A 17,302-nucleotide genomic window follows, 5' to 3' on the forward strand; every position below is an offset into this window, starting at 1 on the left:
CATGGTTCGCATTGTAAAAACAGAATTCTATAAATTGAAAAGGTATCATATCCTTTGGGCGGGCGTTGCACTCATGCTCCTATCCGTCCTGCTGACCTTGTTTACCTCTATGGCGAATGATGGTTCCGTTTGGGATTTTGCCTATCTTACAGAACAGGTCATCAAAAACAATATGTCCATGATTTTTCCGATGTGTATCAGCCTAATTGCTGGATATATGATTTCTCGTGAGCAGACGGATGACACATTGAAAAATATTCTGACTGTGCCGATCTCTTTTAAGAAACTGTTGACCGGAAAATTGATTGTGTGCGGCGTATTGTCTATTATTTTCGGGCTGATATGCAGTCTGTTTACAATCATAGCAGAAATGATTGTGGGATTTCCCGGCTTTGAGATTTCCTTAGCTCTAAAAGCAGCTTTGCAGATTACTGCGGTTAATTTCTTTTTATATCTTGCGGTTCTGCCGATTATCGCTCTTACTTGTCGGAGGGCAGGCAGCTTTTTAGTCGGTGTAATCATTGCTTTTGTCTATGGATATGGAGGGATGTTTGCCGCAGGAAATATGACATTAGCAAACCTTTATCCGATTACCGCAAGTCTTGGAATGGTAGGCTACCGCAGCTATGATACCGCAGTCAACTGGAATATCGGAACCTGTTCTTGCAGTCTTGCGCTTGCTGTCGTTATTTCTGCCATCTTGATTTTGTGCATGAAAGAACGAGAAGCAACCCAAACAAAGAAAAAGGCCAAAAAGGTAGCTCCAAAGAAAGGCTGGTGATGATTTTATGAAGAAAATAGTTTTAGCATTAACATTCGTCCTTGTGGGAAGTTTTATGCTTGCTGGCTGTTCAAAAGATGAAATTCTCAATCATTACAATAACATTGTTCAATCTGCGGGCTCCATAGAACTGACAGGGAAATCGGCACTGCAAGGGGAAAAAGAAAAAGGAATTGATGATTATACAGGGACTTATACGGCTGATTATGCGAACTTTTCAGGTACAGAGTATTTGTTCGGAGGAACTTCCATAAAGAGAGAAGCCGGTAAGGAGCTGTCCATTGATTGCACCTTGGAGATTACGGAAGGTACTGCAAAAGTATTTTGGATTTCTGGATCTGATGAAGCAGTCACGTTGATTGAAGCAACCGGAACTTATAGTGACACAATTACACTTCCTGATGGTGGAAATTATATTGGCATTGAATGTGAGAATTTCACTGGAAACATTGAATTAAATATTGAATAATACTCTGCCGGACGACGGCAAAAGAAAAAAAGCCGTCGTAGAGCAGACAATTTGACACGCCCATTTGAAACGGCGGCTTTGATTTTCAGAGCCGCCGTTTCTTTGCGTTTACACAAACCTATGACGACTTGCAGGGACACGGTAGCCGATTGGAGGTTGATTTACCGTGTCCTTCTTTTTATTTCGCAGTATCCATGATCTGCACCAGTTAAAAAAAGCGTAGCTCCCCCTCCGGGACAGTCTGGTTATGAATGTGAAATTAGACAACACATAAATGAATATGTAATTTCATGCGTCCGTGTGGCTTCATGCCGCCCGGGCGCTTTTGCGTTCTTATGGGGCTGCTTCGGGTCATGTTGGCCCGAAGCCATTCCCCGGTGCCGCTCCCCGCCGCCTTCGTTTCGGTCACTTGTCAACCAACAACCGAAACGGAGGTCAATATGGCTATTATCAATTTGCGGGACTATTACCCATTCTATACATCGGATTGCTTCATGGAAGTATCGGAAGAAGTTGCAGAAATGTTCAAAGAGTTTGATCGTAAAGAGGCTGCGTACCGGCTGCGTACATACCGCCACAAAGCCTACTATTCCCTTGATCGGGATGACGGGCTGGAGCATGAAGCTCTCTTTGTCGCCTTATCTCCCCATGAACTGTATGAGCGGAAAGTGACCATGCAGGAGCTTCATGCAGCGATTGCCAGTCTGCCGAACAAACAGGCAAAACGGATTTACGCTCATTTCATTCTCGGCATGACCAAACAGGATATTGCCCGGGCAGAGGGCGTCCATGAAAAAGTGGTTCGTGTCGCAATCGAGCGAGGTCTGCGGCGCTTAGAAAAAATTTTGAAAAATTCTTTGTAAGGTGTACCGATTTAGGCCGGAAAATGAAATGGCTTATGAGAGGTAAAACACTTCGGGTCACAATGACCCGAGGTTCAGACAAGCCTCATGCAGATTGAAAATTGAATAAAAAGACACCCGGATACGAAGGGGAATGCGCTGTGTGACAGACCCGCCATGACCTCGGATTTCAGAGAATACAGTCTTTGTAAAACTGAGCGAGCGAACAGGTTCATGCCATAGGTGGGGGCAAGGCTGGCTCCACCGGAACAGGCGCAGAACCCGGATACTTGCGTTTAGTCACAGTCCGAGCGTTGAAGCGGCCTTGCAAGCCGTGAGCCGTCGCAGGCAATGAGAACGCCTTGCCATCAGAATGGGGAGAGTTGAAATACTATGGGGCATGAAGCCTATGTCCGTCCGATGTGTCTGAAATGAAGTGAAAACCTATGGGGAGTCCCCGGCAATGCTGTCTGATGATAGGCCAACCGATCCGGCGTGGCTCCCCATCTTTTCAAAAAAGGAGCATTTTATGGGAAATGCGTTTGGAATGATCCCTGGCTTGGAAACGGACGAATGGAGCAATGACGCCTGCCGCGGTTATGTCATTATGGCAATGGAGGACTGCGGATTTTCAAAGAAGGATATACGGCGTGTTGTGGGGCAGCTTTATGAAGTATTTGACCTCAACAGCGTGGAGGACGCCAAAGAAAAGTACCATTCCAGTCCTTACTGACCTCGGGCCATATCGACCCGAAGTGGAGAAAGCTCAAAGGGCGGCACCTGCTGGGTGTCGCCTTTTGACATTTCCCCACAGGACAAGCGGGAAAGGCAGGCATATACACGCACTTTCGCAAAGGAGGTTTTCAATGACGCAAGCTGTCACTTATGAACGAGAAACAAAGTCTGTCGCATTTCAAGGGAAGATCATTATGCTGGAAAGCCTCACGCCGGTACTTCCCCCGAAGGAGAAAGCACAGCGCAAAAAAGAAATTGAGCGTTGTCTTTATGAGGTGTTCAGAAAATATGGGGACAGATTTCCCTAATCATTCGCAACATTGTTGTCCGGGGCTGCTGATGGTATAATATAGTTGTAAGGTTGGTAGCTCCATTCCAACAAGGAAAGGAGCCCAATATGGAATTTATCAGAGAAGATTGTATTTACGCAAGACAGTCAGTAGACCGCAAGGACAGTATCAGCATTGAAAGTCAGATTGACTTTTGCAAGTATGAATTGAAAGGTGGGAGCTGCCGGGTATTCAAGGACAAAGGCTATTCCGGTAAAAATACGGATAGGCCGGAGTTTCAAAAGCTGTTGGGCGAGATCCGCAAGGGAAAGGTCAGGCGGGTCATCGTGTATAAACTGGACCGTATAAGCCGCTCTATTCTGGACTTTGCAACGATGATGGAGCTGTTTCAAGAGTATGATGTGGAGTTTGTATCATCCACAGAAAAGTTTGATACTTCGACCCCGATGGGCCGGGCCATGCTGAATATCTGCATTGTATTCGCCCAGCTTGAACGGGAGACAATTCAGAAGCGTGTCACAGACGCCTACTATTCCCGGTGTCTGAAAGGTTTCCACATGAGCGGACAGGCACCATACGGTTATCAGTTAGAGCCTACTGTGGTAGAGGGTATCCGTACAAAGAAAATGGTTGCCGACCCCATAGCCGCCGACCATGTACGGCTGATGTTTGAAATGTACGCTGAACCGGAAACCTCCTTCGGAGATATTACCCGATACTTCGAGGAACAGGGTATCAAGATTTACGAGAAGTCAATGGTTCGGAGTTTTCTTTCCCAGCTTTTGCGAAACCCCGTTTATGCACAGGCCGACTTGGAGCTGTACGAATTTTTCAAGAGTCAGGGTGCAGCGATTGTCAATGACGCTTCTGACTTTGCCGGAACAAACGGCTGCTATCTCTATAAGGGGCGGGATGTGAAGGAGGACAAGGACAGGTGCTTAAAAGACCAGATACTTGTTATCGCTCCCCATGAAGCACTCATTTCCTCTGACACATGGCTGAAATGCCGGAAAAAACTTATGGCAAATACCACCTTCCAGCAGGGACGGAAACCGAAGAACACTTGGCTGGCCGGAAAAATCAAATGCGGTCATTGTGGGTATGCGCTGAAAGCCACCCATGTGCCAAACAGCACCGGGTATTTCCGCTGTACCAAACGGACGGAAAACAAAGGTTGTCCGGGCTGTGGGAAAATCCGCAAAGAAGAATTTGAGCAATTCATTTTCTCGGCCATGCAGGAGAAATTCAAAGACTTTCAGATACTCCACGGCAGGGAGGAAAAAGTCAATCCGAAGCTGACCGCCTATCAAGTGGAGCTGGCACAGGTGGAGGCAGAAATTGAAAAGCTGCTGGATACGCTGACCGGAGCCAATGCGACCTTGCTTGCCTACGCCAACAAAAAAATTGAAGAACTGGACACCCGACGCCAGACCATTTCAAAGGCAATCGCCGAATTGAGCGTTGAAACCATATCTCCCCAGCAGATAAAGAAGTTATCCTATTATCTCGACAACTGGGACAGTATAGATTTTGACGACAAAAGAAAAGCCGCCGATGGTTTGATCTCTACGATCAAGGCCACCAGCGACCGTGTTCAGATAGAGTGGAAAATCTGACATTTCCGCTCTATCGCCCCTCATTTCTATTTTATATTGTTTGTACCCCTTGTACACCGATGTTTCCTTTGGGACAGTATACAATTCCAGTGATTACATTGGATAAAGATACACCCAAGGAGGCAGTTTGCCAGGTCTTTGAGAATGTAAATACTGGTGGAGTATCACTTACAGTTTTTGAATTAGTCACTGCGATTTTTGCAATGGATAATTTCGAACTGCGTAAGGACTGGGAAGAGAGAAAGAATAAATATTTTAATGATGAGATTCTTTCGGTGACCTCTGCAACGGACTTCCTTACAGCTTGCACATTACTGTCTTCGTATAAAAAAGGAGGAACCGTAAGTTGTAAGAAGAAAGATGTCTTGAATCTGACGCTGGCAGAGTATCAGCGGTATGCAGATGATTTGACAGATGGATTTGTAGAAGCAGAAAAAATTTTGCAGGAAGAACGGATCTTTTCCAGCAAGGACTTACCGTATACAACGCAATTGATTCCGCTTGCAGTTCTTTGTACACTGCTGGCAGAGCATAATCGCATTAAAACAACAAGCGTAAAAGACAAAATAAAGCAATGGTACTGGTGCGGCGTTTTTGGTGAAATGTATGGAAGTGCAAATGAAACGCGCTACGTATATGATGTAGTGGGAGTGATGGCGTGGCTAGAAGACGCCAGCAAAACGCCTAAAACGGTGCAGGAGTTTTATTTTAATCCAGTGCGTCTGTTATCTTTGCAGTCAAGATTGAGCGCAGCCTATAAAGGCATTATGGCACGGATCTTGAAAAATCAATGCAAAGATTTTATCAGTGGTCGTGAAATGGACTTTACGGTTTATAAAGCGGAGAGTATAGACATTCACCATATCTTCCCGCGAGATTATTGCGAGAAAAAAGGGCTGCCGCGCGCAAAATGGAATTCTGTCGTGAACAAGACACCTATCACGTATTCTACTAACCGTGAAATTGGTGGAGTGGCGCCAAGCCAGTACTTGACTAAAATTGAAAAGAAAGGTCAGGTTTCACCGAGTGTATTGGATGGCTATCTTAGGACTCATCTAATCGATACAGGAGATATCCGCGCAGATCGATTTGATGATTTCTTTATCAAACGTTCGACTGCCATTTTGAATGAAATTGAGAAAGCTACAGGAAAGACTGTTTCTGGCCGAGACAGTGATCTTGTAATTCAGGATTTTGGTGGAGCACTATTATAATTCACTAAAACAGGGCGTATCTGAATTTTAGGAGGGCCATCATGGAGCTATCAAAAGCAACCAGTGTCAACAGCCGTGCGGAAGAACTGTTTGTTCAGCTGTTCTGTGAGGCGTTCGGCCCAGAAAAGACTGAAAATCTGCAGGTTCAATACCCCTGCGTGGATATTTACGGTCGGCACCGCTATATCGATTTTGCGCTGGAATCTCCTGAATCTAAGATAGCAATCGAAATAGACGGAGAAACCTACCATAACCCCAGCAAGGTGTCCGAAAATAAGTATGCTGATGACCTCCTGAAACAGAACAGCCTGATCTATGACAACTGGAAGGTCTACCGTTGAATCTACAGCCAGTTGGAAAAGCAACCGGAAAAGGTCAAAGACGAGCTGATTACATTTCTGGGCACCAGCCCCATGTTCAAGGCATTTGAAGCAGACCTGCCGGTGCAGATGGAACAGACCATCGAACTTCGGGATTACCAGCAGGAAGCCACCGAGAACCTGCAGAAGATGCGAGAGGACGGCAAAACCATTGCGCTGCTGTACCATGCAACCGGCGTGGGCAAAACCATCACGGCAGCCACAGATGCAAAAGCTGTGGACGGACGAACGCTCTTTCTGGTCAATGCCCTGAAGCTGGCTTCACAGGCTAAGGATACGTTTGCAAAAGTGTGGCCAGAGGCTACACTGGGGGAATATACCGGAAGCCAGAAAGATGTTTCGCAGACTGTTATTTTTGCCACGGTGCAGAGCATCTCCAAGGATTTGGAAAAATTCTCCCCGACAGATTTTGATTATTTGATCGTGGATGAATGCCACCATGCAGCGGCTAATACTTATCAAAAAATCTTTACCTACTTCCATCCGAAGTTTATTCTGGGCTTGACTGCAACACCGGAGCGCAGTGATGGCGAGGATATGCTGGAGTTGTTCCAGAATGTTGCCCACAAAATGGACCTGAAGACTGCAGTGGAGCGCGGTGTACTGGTGCCGATTCGCTGCATCCGGGTCAAAACCAACATTGATCTAACCGATGTGCGGATCAATGGTATCAAATACAACTCGCAGGATCTGGAAAGTAAGCTGTTCATTCCGGAGCGCAATCAGTTGATTGTTGATACCTATCTGAAGTACGTGAATGGCAAGAAGACTGTGATTTTTTGCGCAAGTGTAGATCATGCGGCGGAGATTGCGAAGCTGCTGCGCGACAATGGGGTGAAAGCAGAGGCTGTTTCCGGGCGTGACCGGGTAGAAATCCGGGATAAGATCCTGAAAGATTACGAAACCGGTTCTACGAATGTTCTTTGTGCCTGTGACTTGCTGAATGAGGGCTGGGATAGTCCTCATACCACAGTGCTGTTCATGGCACGGCCCACAATGTCTAAAACAATCTATATGCAGCAGCTTGGGCGAGGCACCCGCCGCTGTCCGGGAAAAGATGACCTGCTGGTGATTGATTTTGTAGACAACGCCAATATGTTCAATATGCCCTACAGTCTGCATCGGGTGCTGGATATTTCAAAATATCAGCCCATGGCCTATGTGCTGGCCCCGGAGAACAAGCGGAAGCTGGATCAGGACATGCTGTTCAAGGGAGAAAAGCCGGAAGCGTGGCTGGATGTGCCGATTGATGTAGACGACTACGAAATCATCGACTTGTTCAATTGGCAGAACAGCGTCAAGGATATGATCTCGCAGATTGAGTTTGTTCGGATGGTAGATGTGCAATCCGAAACGGTAGATCGTTATATCAAGGATGGAAAAATCAAGCCGGATCTTTCTGTCCCGTTTGGCGACAAGCGGATGTTCCACTATTTCCGCGAGGAAAGTGTCCGAAACATTGCCAAGCAGTACGGCTGGGATCTCATCACGCCGCAGAATATGGCAGATAAGTTCATGAAATTCATTGAAACGATGGATATGAGCTTTTCCTATAAGCCGGTCCTGCTCAAAGCAATTTATGAGTACATGGACAGCAATGGCAGAGTTGCCCTGCCGGATGTGGTGGATTACTTCATTGACTTTTATGAAGACCGCAAGGCGCATGGGATGATTGCGGAAAAGCCCAACAGTATCTACCAAAAGGGTGGCTACACTAAGAAGGATGTGGAGAAGAACATTCTGTCCAATCCTTTCAAGCGTTTTGAAGACATGCGTTTTTTGATGCGTTGCAAAGATGTAGAGACCGTTGAAGTGAATCCCATCATCTTCCGCAAACTGACACGGGAAGATTGGCTGCATATTGTGGATGTCTGCGACAAGAGCCTTGAAAAATATTATGCACGATTCCCAAAGTGACTAAAAAGGGAGGATTATAGTACACATATAGGTGTAAAATGTGAATAAGAGCAGCATTCAAACTGAATTGTGCTGAAAAAACCAATGAAAGGAATGAATCTGAATGGAGAATTTGTCCTTTTTCGATGAGCAGCAAACTATGGAAAACTTGAACGGTGTAAAAGACTCAAAGCACTTGGATGTTGTTAAACTGAATTATGAGTCATGCGAGTCTCTGACATGGCAGGAGCTTTTTTTCGGATATAATAATCTTTGCGCAATCACCTATTCTTCCGGTATTGGTTTTGTGTGTGAACTTTTGAATCGGTTTGAACAGGCAGAGATTATTTTCGGTTGCGAAGATGTTATGGATTACTCCATGCAAAGTGTGATGGCGTACCAGTGCAAGCTGATTGAACGAATGAGAAATAAAGCGTATAAAAAGCTTGCCGAGCGTGTGGAAAATGGAACGTTGCATCTTTTCGTTGCAAGGGATATTCTTTCTCATGAAAAGATCTATTTGCTTTCAGCCAAGGATGGTAGAAAACGCGTGATAATGGGTTCGGCAAATATGTCAGCAGCCGCATTTGAAGGAAGGCAGCGCGAGAATATCTGCTATATGGATGGAGATGAAGCATTTGACTGGTATATGGAGTGTTACCAGACGTTAAAAGAAAAAAGCACGGACGAAATTGGAAAAGATTCGCTTTTGTGTGCCGATGACGGTGAAAATCTGGAAGAACTTCCGATTGCAAAGACGGTTCGAGTAAAAAAGGCTGTTGTGATTCAGCCTGTCTCAGAAAATCAGAAAGAGGAAGTGCGCTTTGCGCTTGATGTAAAGGGACTTGCAGCAAAATTCAAACCATGCGTCCCGAAACCGGATAAAAAAGGAAAAATTCTGCTGTCGCCAGATAAAATCAAAATCATCCGAAAGCATGTGGTTGAGGCAAAAACATTGGAAAAAGAACAACGCAGTGAGTACCCGCAGCTTGATGTTGAGCCGGATGAAAAGTACGTGACATTAAATGAACAAAAACTCGATTTGAACCCTCCGAAGGCCGAAGTTGAGAAAGATGTGGAATTGTTCCTGCGTTATATGGATGGATATGAAAAATTCCATGGAGATCATGTTGGAATGCAGTTCCGATACTATGAATTTGCAAACTGGTTCTTCTGCTCTCCATTTATGGCCTGTATGAGGGATATGGCAGTTCGATATAATCAGAACACATTACCTTATCCGGTGTTCGGGCTTGTTTATGGACAAAGCAAAGCAGGAAAAACAAGTTTTCTGGAAACGCTTCTAAAAATGATGATCGGCCAAAAGACAAAGATTTCTGCACCTGATTTTACGCGATCAAGCATTGATAGCCTTAAACAAACGGTGCATGGAGCACCGATTATTGTGGACGATCTGACAAATACAAGATTCAGTCAACATGCGATCGAAACAATCAAGAATGATGATTTTGGGATTGCAGAGCATTTGGTAAACTATCCGGCTGTTGTGATCAGTGCAAATGAAGATGTCAAAGCTGTTGCACCGGAAGTGATTCGCCGGACAGTGATCTGTCGTGTTCAGGCAGGACTGACCAACACAGAAGTGATGAGCAGCAATATTGTGCGTACGGTTCAGCGGGAGGTTGGGACGGCACTTTATCGGGAATATCTGCGACAGATGCTTGAAATTGTTCCGGAATTGCTGGAATTGATGAAAGATGATGAACAGGATGAAGCGCCTGATATTCTGAAAGCATCGTCACAGGTCCTTATGAATGTTTTCAAAGAGTATGGGCCGGAAACGCTGCCAGAATATATTCGAGTTTTGAGTCTTGAGGATTATTTCAGCGAGAAAGTAACGGGAAGCTACGCAATAAAAACAATTCAAAATGCATGGAAAACCAGCAAGGATTCATTTGAAATTTATCCCCGAACAAATGAACTCTGCTATAATGCGGGTGCGACATATGAGGCCGACAGAATTTTGAAAGAATTGCCAGAGACATTGGAAGTACGTAAGTCCAGAGACTGCCTGATGATGAATCTGGAGGAGGCGCAGAAGTTCTTTGGTATCACTTTTAAGAAACCGTTATTTCCATGGCTTTCAAAGATTTTTGCATAAAATGCTTTGAAAGAGATGCTTGTTGGACATCGCTTTCGATAAAATGAACCTCAGAAGGGAAAAAATATATTTCTGAGGAAGACAAAACAATGTCAAACGGTGATTATGGTTACTTCGGCAAAGGCGATACGGGCTATGCCCAGTACATGACGGCGTTCAACCGCAACTTCGGCGGCTCGTCCGGCGGCGGTGGTGGTGGCGGAAACCACAACAACAATGGCGGTGGCGGCGGGGACGGCAGCGGGTGCGGCTGCCTGATCGCTATTGCAGTGGTCGTGGTGCTGATCCTGATCGTCTTGGGTGGCTGAATCAATCCCTGCAGGTGAAACACAGGTTTTCCCTGTGGGGATTTTTTGAATCCGCTTGTAGAAAGCAACGGTCTATGGTAGGATGAAACCAAAGATACACAGGAGGGCTTACACATGGTTTTACTGATTGAGGATACACAAAAAGGTATCGTGGATGAACGCCTGTACGCGTTTGAAACGTTTGTCAGCAACATCAAGAAGCTGATCCGGACTGCCCGCGAACAGGGAATCGAGGTCGTCTATGTCCAGCATGACGATGGGCCCGGCACCGGTCTCTCCATCGGGGACGATGAATTCGAGGTCTATTCCGGGTTTGCGCCACTGCTGACTGAAAAACGGTTCGTCAAGACTGTATGCAGTGCGTTCAAAAAAGAGAGCGGCCTGCTGGAATATCTGACGGAAAAGGACGAAAAAGACGTGATGGTCTGCGGCATCATGACCGACTTCTGCATCAATGCAACGGTGGAGGCGGGCTTTGAGCATGGCCTGCACATGATCGTTCCTGCCTATGCAAATTCCACGCAGGACAACGAGTACATGACGGGGGAGCAGAGCTACCGCTATTATAATGAGTTCCTCTGGCCGGATCGCTATACCGATTGTGTGCCCATGGACAAGGCGCTGGAGCTGCTCAAAAAGTGAGGTGTTTACAATGATTTCTGAAAAAGTAAAAAATCAGATTCAAGTGGTGCAGGGCGACATCACTAAGCTGGACTGCGACTGCATCGTGAATGCGGCCAATCGCAGTCTGTTGGGTGGCGGCGGTGTGGATGGTGCCATCCACCGGGCAGCAGGGCCGGAACTGTTGGCGGAGTGCCGCACGCTGCACGGCTGCCGCACCGGCGAAGCAAAAATCACCAAGGGCTACCGGCTGAAAGCAAAGTACATCATTCATACAGTGGGGCCGATTTACTCCGGCGTGGCAGAGGATGCTGCGCAGCTGGCGGACTGCTACCGCAATTCGCTGGACCTTGCCAAAGAGCATGACGTCCACAGCATTGCGTTCCCGGCAATTTCGACCGGTGTGTATGGCTACCCGCTGGAAGATGCCACGGAGATTGCGGTCAAAACAGTGGCGCAGTGGCTGGAAGCACATGCGTATTACGCAATGCAGGTGATTTTCTGCTGCTTCGATGCCCGGACGGAGCGGGTGTATCAGGCAAGGCTGTAACCGGAAGAGGTGTGAGAGATGGGCTTTTTCAAAAAGCTGTTTACAGGGATCGGTTTTGCGACAGGATTTCTGTTCTTCGGATGCTTGTCAGTGATTGTGTATGCGTCCCGTGGACGGCATAAACCCTGCCATCGGCGCAGCAGCTTTTGGAACACACTGGAGCGCTACCTGATTTTTTCGTGGATCTGTGATGGTGTGCGCAGCAGCCGGAAACGAGCGGAAAAGTCCTATTATCAGCGCACAGGCAGCGATTTCTGGCAGACGCAGACACGGGTTCGACCGGAAAATGTTAAAAATGCTGTTCCAGCGGTGAAAACACCAAGGCCGGAGGCAAAAAGCACGAGCACAGGTGCAATGCGGTCGGTAAAACCAAAGAGAAAGGAGCGTCCTTCTGCGGCACAGAAAGCATCGGCAGCACAAAGCGGTGCCAAAAGCGTGTCGGTGCCGACTGTACTAGGGCAAAACGTTTCGGAGGCTGACGCAAAAAAGCACGGCGAACGGTCAAAGCCTAAGCCAGAGCCCAAGCAGGAGCATGCTGCGCAACAGTCAGAAGCCAAAGAAGTACATCAAAAGTCCGCACAGCAATTGGAAGCAGAACGGCAGCAGAAACTGGAAACTCTGCGCACTACGATGCAGAAACAAATTTGCGCCATCCATGCAGATGTAGAACTCTCGGCCAACGGTCAGAATGACAGTGGGGCGGTGGAGCAGAAACTGCATGTCCTGTTGTATAAGTCCACGCTGCCAGAAAATGACCTGAATCAAGCGCTGAATGAGCTTCGGACGGAGCGCAGACGGCAAAAGGCAGAGTATCAGGGGGCACCGTTTGCGGATGTGTTTCTGGTGAACCTGATTTTGTCCGATGAGGACAGTGAACGGGCCTGCATCGTGGATGTGGGGGATACGGGCATGAGCTATGTCATTCCATGGAGCAGCATCCCGAAGGAACTGCAGGAACCGCTGCACCGCTATGTATCGGAAGCGGAAGGAAAGCTCTGCGGCTACTGCAAGGAAGAACTCTGCAACAGTGAAAGCGGCAGGATGATCGTGGAACTGTATCTTGGTAAACAGGATGGGCATAGCTCCCGAATCCTGTACTGAAAATGGAGTAAAGATTGAAATACAGAGAAATCGCAGACGGCATTTTTGTTGACCGTCCCAACCGCTTTATTGCCCATGTGGAAGTGAATGGAGCAGTGGAAACCGTCCATGTCAAGAACACCGGGCGGTGCAAAGAGCTATTGCTGCCTAGCACGGCGGTTCGGCTGGAAGTGTCGGATAACCCGAAACGCAAAACGAAATACGACCTTGTGGCGGTACACAAGCAAGGTCTTGGCTGGGTCAATATGGACAGTCAGGCACCCAATAAGGTGGTAGGGGAGTGGCTTGCAAAACAGGGCTACGACTATATCAGACCGGAATTCACCTATGGCAAGTCCCGCATTGATTTTTATATGGAAAAGGGTGAGCAAAAGTATCTGATGGAGGTCAAGGGCTGCACACTGGAAGTGGACGGTATCGGCTATTTCCCGGATGCACCCACCGAGCGCGGTGTGAAGCACCTGCACGAACTGGCGCAGGCACAGCGGACAGGATATCAGTGCGCTGTGGCCTTTGTGATTCAGATGGAAGGCATCACCGAGGTGCGGCCAAATGTCAGCACACAGCCGGAGTTTGGCACGGCACTGGCCGAAGCAAAGGGTGCAGGTGTGCAAGTGCTGTTTTTGCTCTGCCATGTAGGGCGGGATAGTCTGGAAATCGTGGAGCAGAGGGAAGGGTGAAGACGGCAGAAAAACGCTTTGCGTGATTCAGTTACAGAAATCATAAATAGGAAATGTTATCATATAGATACAAGAAACACACCGATAACATTCCAATGGAGGATTTCGATATGAAGGCAAAGTTTTACATCTGCAATCACTGTGGCAACCTCGTCACTATCATCCATAACGCAGGCGCTCCGCTGGTCTGCTGCGGGGAGAAAATGAAAGAGCTGGTTCCCAATACGGTGGAAGCCAGCGGCGAGAAGCATCTGCCGGTGGCAGAGCTTTCCGGCAGTCGTCTCACGGTCACAGTGGGCGCGGTGGAGCACCCCATGGCGGATGTTCACTATATTCAGTGGATTTTTGTGGAGACTGAGAACGGCGGGCAGATCCGCTATCTGAATCTGGGGCGGGCTCCCAACGCGGTGTTTGAACTGGGAAGTGAAAAGCCGGTGGCCGTTTACGCATACTGCAATCTGCATGGGCTCTGGATGACGAAACTCTGATACAATCAATGCAAACGGGGAGTGATTTGATGTCACTCCCTGTTTTTTGATGAGAACTTTATGCGGTTCTTTTGGTTCGGAACTGTGTATAAATGGGATGGATAAAATGAGTAGGCACACTATATGCGTTTGTTAAACGCTGACAGCGTTCAATTTTTTGCGTGGAATCGTGAAAATGAGACCTGTGAAAAACGTAGAAAATTTGATATGGTTGCGCTGCAAACTAAGACATATTGATGTTTTTGAAACGAGTTTATAGTGAAATATGTGCGATTCGAATGCAGATATTCATTCTTGTGAGTTTGTTGTGTGAATTTGTCACGTTCCGCCGCAAAAAAGGACTTGACGGAAAAAATACTCTGTGGTAATTTATGAGCAAATTCGCTTTTGTGAAATAAAGTCGAATTTGAATCCGCATGCATTATCCTGATATGCGGAAAAGGAGAAAGCATCTTTATCGCAGGGAGGATTGCAAACAAAACCCAGTTCCTCCGCCCAAACCGCTGCGTAGCAGCAGAAGGGACGACCGAATATGAGTTATGACAAAGTGCAAGTCGGCAACAGAATCCGCGGAAGCCGCCTCGAAAAAGGCTGGACGCAGGAACGGCTTGCAGCAGAAGCTGAAATTTCAGTGCAGCAGCTTCGCGCATTGGAAAAAGGACAGCGCAATCTGGGAGTAGACCACTTGGGACGCCTGTCGGACGCAATGAGAGTCAGCAGCGATTTCCTGCTGAAAGGTTGTTCTGAAAACAGTATATTGGTTTGCAAGATGCTGGATGACCTCAAGAAAAAATTGCAGCCACCAAAGCAAATCGCAGAAAAATGAGCAGTTTTGTTGCTGAAACAGTATGTTTTAGTGCTTTACAGTGATGAAAACACTTGCTATAATATCGCCATGGCGCAAGTTTCAGTTGCGCAAGAGGGAAAATTGCCTGAAATGCATTAAAGGCTGATAATACTCCGTGAGCTGCTCACAAGAGCAGCTCCATCGAGTCGCGGTCATTGTGCATTTTCAAGCTGAAAATAGGCCGGGACTCGGAAAAGGAGTCTCGGCCTGTTTGTGTTTTCGGCGCAAAGGAAAGGATTGAACAATGCGATTTGATGCAAAAGAATTCGGCGGACGTATCCGCGATTTGCGGAAAAAGCAAGGGATTACACAGAAACAGTTGAGTATAATGCTGAACGTTAGTGCGAACCATCTTGCAAAAGTTGAAACGGGAAGCCGCTGCTGCTCGATTGAGTTGCTGCAGGATCTTTCGTCCTGCCTGAATGTCAGAACGGACTATCTGCTGAACGGAGATGCACCGCATAACAACCATCTGAGGGAAAGACTGACGTTTCTTGCACAGGAATTAGAAAAGATTACGGCGGACCTCCCGGTATGGGGATAGGAAAAGCAAAATCCTCTTTTTCAATGCCCAAAAGCGTGGTAGAATAGGGAAAAGATTCAGTATCTGAAAAACGGAGCGCGCAACAATGAAGATTCTGGTCAGCGCCTGCCTGCTGGGCGAAAACTGCAAATACAGCGGCGGAAACAATTACAATCAGGCGGTCTGTGATTTTGCGCGGGGGCATCAGGTGGTTCCGGTCTGCCCGGAGGTGCTGGGCGGCCTGCCCACACCGCGGTGCCCGGCGGAAATCGCGCAGGGCGTTGTCACGAACAAAGAGGGCATCAATGTGGACCGGGAGTTCCGGGCAGGTGCAGCGAAAGCCCTTGCCATTGCAAAAGAAAATGGGGTGGAGCTTGCCATCCTGCAATCCCGCAGTCCCAGCTGCGGCGTGAAGGAAATCTACGACGGAACGTTTTCTGGGACAAAGATTCCCGGACAGGGTGTTTTTGCCAAGATGCTGATGGACGAAGGCATCCGTGTTCTGGATGCCGGGGAATTGCCTAAAATTATCTTGAAAAATGAGGACGGAAAATGTCAATCAGACTGATTTGCAGCGATATTGACGGTACGCTGCTGCAATACGGCAGGAAAGAGCTGGAAGGCGAGATCTTTGAACAGATACGGGAGCTGCATCGGCGCGGTATTTTGTTCTGCCCGGCATCCGGCCGGCAGTATACCAGCCTGCGCAAGCTCTTTGCACCGGTGGCAGACTGCTGTGTGTTTCTTTGTGAGAACGGCGGCGTGATCTATAAAGACGAACAGTGCATCGCCAAGAACCCGATGCCCCGTGCACTGGCCGAAGAAATCGCCAACGACCTGTGGACCCGCAGCGACGGGCAGGGTGAAGTGATGCTCTCAGGTCAGAATACTGCATACCTGATGGAGCGGGGTCTGGGAATGCTCAAGCGTATTCAGTTCATCGGGAACAATTATCAAATCATCCATGACCCTTCCGAGGTGCCGGAGGAGATCACAAAAGTATCGGTGTATCTGCACGAAGGCGTAGAATCTTACACGGAACGGTTTGTCCCACGATGGAAAGAGGCGAACTGCGCTGTGGCAGGGCCGTACTGGATCGACACCACCTTTGCCAACAAGGGCATCGGTGTGCGCAGCATCTGCAAGACTCTGGACATCGCCCTTGCCGATGTGATGGCTTTTGGCGACAATTATAACGATGTGTCGATGCTGGACATTGTGGGTGTGCCCTACATTATGGATGGTGCCGCCGCACCGCTGCGGGAAAAGTACCCGAACCATACACCCCGCCCAGAGGATGTGCTGCGGGAGTTCTTGAAGCAGAACTGAATTTTGCACGCATGTGTGCAAAATTCAAAATGATACGATATAAGGAAATATTTTGACATGACGAAAGTGCTTTTCATCTGCCACGGCAACATTTGCCGCAGCCCAATGGCCGAATTTGTAATGAAAGACTTGGCGGCCAAAGCCGGGCTTTCTGATAAATTTGAAATCGCATCCGCCGCCACCAGCACCGAGGAGATCGGTAACCCGGTCTATCCGCCCGCCCGGCGGAAGCTGGCCGAGCACGGCATCTCCTGCGAGGATAAAACCGCCCGGCAGATGACCCGGAGGGATTACGAAACCTACAATTACCTGATCGCCATGGATCACAACAACCTGCGCAATATGGCGCGCTTTGTGGGCGGCGACCCGGAGCATAAAGTGTCTCTGCTGATGGATCATACCCGCCGCCCCGGCGATGTGGCCGACCCGTGGTATACCGGGGACTTTGAAGCTACCTGGCAGGATGTGCTGGAAGGCTGCACAGCTTTGCTGGAAGAACTGCGCTGACAG

21 protein-coding genes are annotated in these 17,302 nt (G+C 47.9%); all 21 read left to right on the plus strand.

From position 1 onward, the window contains the following. Nucleotide 1: 1 nt before the first annotated feature. The 21 genes from ACKXF7_RS08630 to ACKXF7_RS08730 all read left to right on the plus strand — a co-directional run bounded on the left by ACKXF7_RS08630 (nt 2) and on the right by ACKXF7_RS08730 (nt 17,299). Nucleotides 2–781, plus strand: coding sequence for an ABC transporter permease (locus ACKXF7_RS08630; protein ID WP_002594767.1), 780 nt, complete (start codon nt 2–4; stop codon nt 779–781). A 7-nt stretch (nt 782–788) separates the two neighbouring features. Then, nucleotides 789–1,250 carry a hypothetical protein gene (locus ACKXF7_RS08635; RefSeq protein WP_423741072.1) on the plus strand — a complete coding sequence of 154 codons (462 nt, stop codon included), beginning with the start codon at nt 789–791 and terminating at the stop codon, nt 1,248–1,250. A gap of 440 nt (nt 1,251–1,690) precedes the next feature. Next, complete coding sequence (locus ACKXF7_RS08640; RefSeq protein ID WP_154259463.1) at nt 1,691–2,113, plus strand: RNA polymerase sigma factor; 423 nt, start codon at nt 1,691–1,693, stop codon at nt 2,111–2,113. 508 nt (nt 2,114–2,621) lie between these two features. Next, nucleotides 2,622–2,825, plus strand: a complete 204-nt coding sequence (locus tag ACKXF7_RS08645; protein ID WP_118709570.1) for a hypothetical protein — start codon at nt 2,622–2,624, stop codon at nt 2,823–2,825. 133 nt (nt 2,826–2,958) lie between these two features. Then, nucleotides 2,959–3,135 (plus strand): hypothetical protein, encoded by a 177-nt coding sequence (locus ACKXF7_RS08650; protein WP_423741073.1) that lies wholly within the window; start codon nt 2,959–2,961, stop codon nt 3,133–3,135. A gap of 89 nt (nt 3,136–3,224) precedes the next feature. Beyond that, nucleotides 3,225–4,733: a recombinase family protein gene (locus tag ACKXF7_RS08655; RefSeq protein ID WP_055194511.1), complete on the plus strand. Its 1,509-nt coding sequence runs from the start codon at nt 3,225–3,227 to the stop codon at nt 4,731–4,733. Next, nucleotides 4,721–5,947, plus strand: coding sequence for a hypothetical protein (locus ACKXF7_RS08660; RefSeq protein WP_423741074.1), 1,227 nt, complete (start codon nt 4,721–4,723; stop codon nt 5,945–5,947). The genes ACKXF7_RS08655 and ACKXF7_RS08660 overlap by 13 nt, the downstream gene beginning before the upstream one ends. 41 nt (nt 5,948–5,988) lie before the next feature. Next, nucleotides 5,989–6,288, plus strand: a complete 300-nt coding sequence (locus tag ACKXF7_RS08665; RefSeq protein WP_423741075.1) for a hypothetical protein — start codon at nt 5,989–5,991, stop codon at nt 6,286–6,288. 12 nt (nt 6,289–6,300) lie between these two features. Next, complete coding sequence (locus tag ACKXF7_RS08670; RefSeq protein WP_423741076.1) at nt 6,301–8,244, plus strand: DEAD/DEAH box helicase; 1,944 nt, start codon at nt 6,301–6,303, stop codon at nt 8,242–8,244. A gap of 103 nt (nt 8,245–8,347) precedes the next feature. After that, on the plus strand, nt 8,348–10,345 hold the full coding sequence (locus ACKXF7_RS08675) for a phospholipase D family protein (protein ID WP_423741077.1): 1,998 nt from the start codon (nt 8,348–8,350) through the stop codon (nt 10,343–10,345). 89 nt (nt 10,346–10,434) lie between these two features. Next, a complete protein-coding gene (locus ACKXF7_RS08680; protein ID WP_097793250.1) occupies nt 10,435–10,653 on the plus strand; it encodes an HFLK protein in 219 nt (72 codons plus the stop codon). A gap of 114 nt (nt 10,654–10,767) precedes the next feature. Beyond that, a complete protein-coding gene (locus ACKXF7_RS08685; RefSeq protein WP_423741078.1) occupies nt 10,768–11,295 on the plus strand; it encodes an isochorismatase family protein in 528 nt (175 codons plus the stop codon). A gap of 10 nt (nt 11,296–11,305) precedes the next feature. Continuing rightward, the gene (locus tag ACKXF7_RS08690; RefSeq protein ID WP_423741079.1) at nt 11,306–11,824 is read left to right on the plus strand and encodes an O-acetyl-ADP-ribose deacetylase; all 519 of its coding nucleotides are present in this window, start codon (nt 11,306–11,308) and stop codon (nt 11,822–11,824) included. Between the two features lie 18 nt (nt 11,825–11,842). Continuing rightward, nucleotides 11,843–12,925: a hypothetical protein gene (locus tag ACKXF7_RS08695; protein ID WP_423741080.1), complete on the plus strand. Its 1,083-nt coding sequence runs from the start codon at nt 11,843–11,845 to the stop codon at nt 12,923–12,925. A 14-nt stretch (nt 12,926–12,939) separates the two neighbouring features. Continuing rightward, nucleotides 12,940–13,605 carry a DNA/RNA nuclease SfsA gene (gene sfsA, locus ACKXF7_RS08700; RefSeq protein WP_348583039.1) on the plus strand — a complete coding sequence of 222 codons (666 nt, stop codon included), beginning with the start codon at nt 12,940–12,942 and terminating at the stop codon, nt 13,603–13,605. Between the two features lie 110 nt (nt 13,606–13,715). After that, nucleotides 13,716–14,093 carry a desulfoferrodoxin family protein gene (locus ACKXF7_RS08705; protein ID WP_348583040.1) on the plus strand — a complete coding sequence of 126 codons (378 nt, stop codon included), beginning with the start codon at nt 13,716–13,718 and terminating at the stop codon, nt 14,091–14,093. Nucleotides 14,094–14,625: 532 nt separating this feature from the next. Next, nucleotides 14,626–14,919 (plus strand): helix-turn-helix transcriptional regulator, encoded by a 294-nt coding sequence (locus tag ACKXF7_RS08710; protein WP_348583042.1) that lies wholly within the window; start codon nt 14,626–14,628, stop codon nt 14,917–14,919. A 265-nt stretch (nt 14,920–15,184) separates the two neighbouring features. Beyond that, nucleotides 15,185–15,484: a helix-turn-helix transcriptional regulator gene (locus tag ACKXF7_RS08715; protein ID WP_348583044.1), complete on the plus strand. Its 300-nt coding sequence runs from the start codon at nt 15,185–15,187 to the stop codon at nt 15,482–15,484. 85 nt (nt 15,485–15,569) lie between these two features. Beyond that, nucleotides 15,570–16,031, plus strand: coding sequence for a DUF523 domain-containing protein (locus ACKXF7_RS08720; RefSeq protein WP_348583046.1), 462 nt, complete (start codon nt 15,570–15,572; stop codon nt 16,029–16,031). Beyond that, complete coding sequence (locus tag ACKXF7_RS08725; RefSeq protein WP_317421033.1) at nt 16,016–16,792, plus strand: HAD family hydrolase; 777 nt, start codon at nt 16,016–16,018, stop codon at nt 16,790–16,792. Before ACKXF7_RS08720 ends, ACKXF7_RS08725 begins: the two co-directional genes overlap by 16 nt. A gap of 57 nt (nt 16,793–16,849) precedes the next feature. Further along, the gene (locus ACKXF7_RS08730) at nt 16,850–17,299 is read left to right on the plus strand and encodes a low molecular weight protein-tyrosine-phosphatase (protein WP_423741081.1); all 450 of its coding nucleotides are present in this window, start codon (nt 16,850–16,852) and stop codon (nt 17,297–17,299) included. The last annotated feature ends 3 nt before the right edge of the window (nt 17,300–17,302 follow it).

Origin of the sequence: Faecalibacterium sp. 7 (genome assembly GCF_049562865.1) — a bacterium.
Lineage (GTDB): Bacteria > Bacillota > Clostridia > Oscillospirales > Ruminococcaceae > Faecalibacterium > Faecalibacterium wellingii.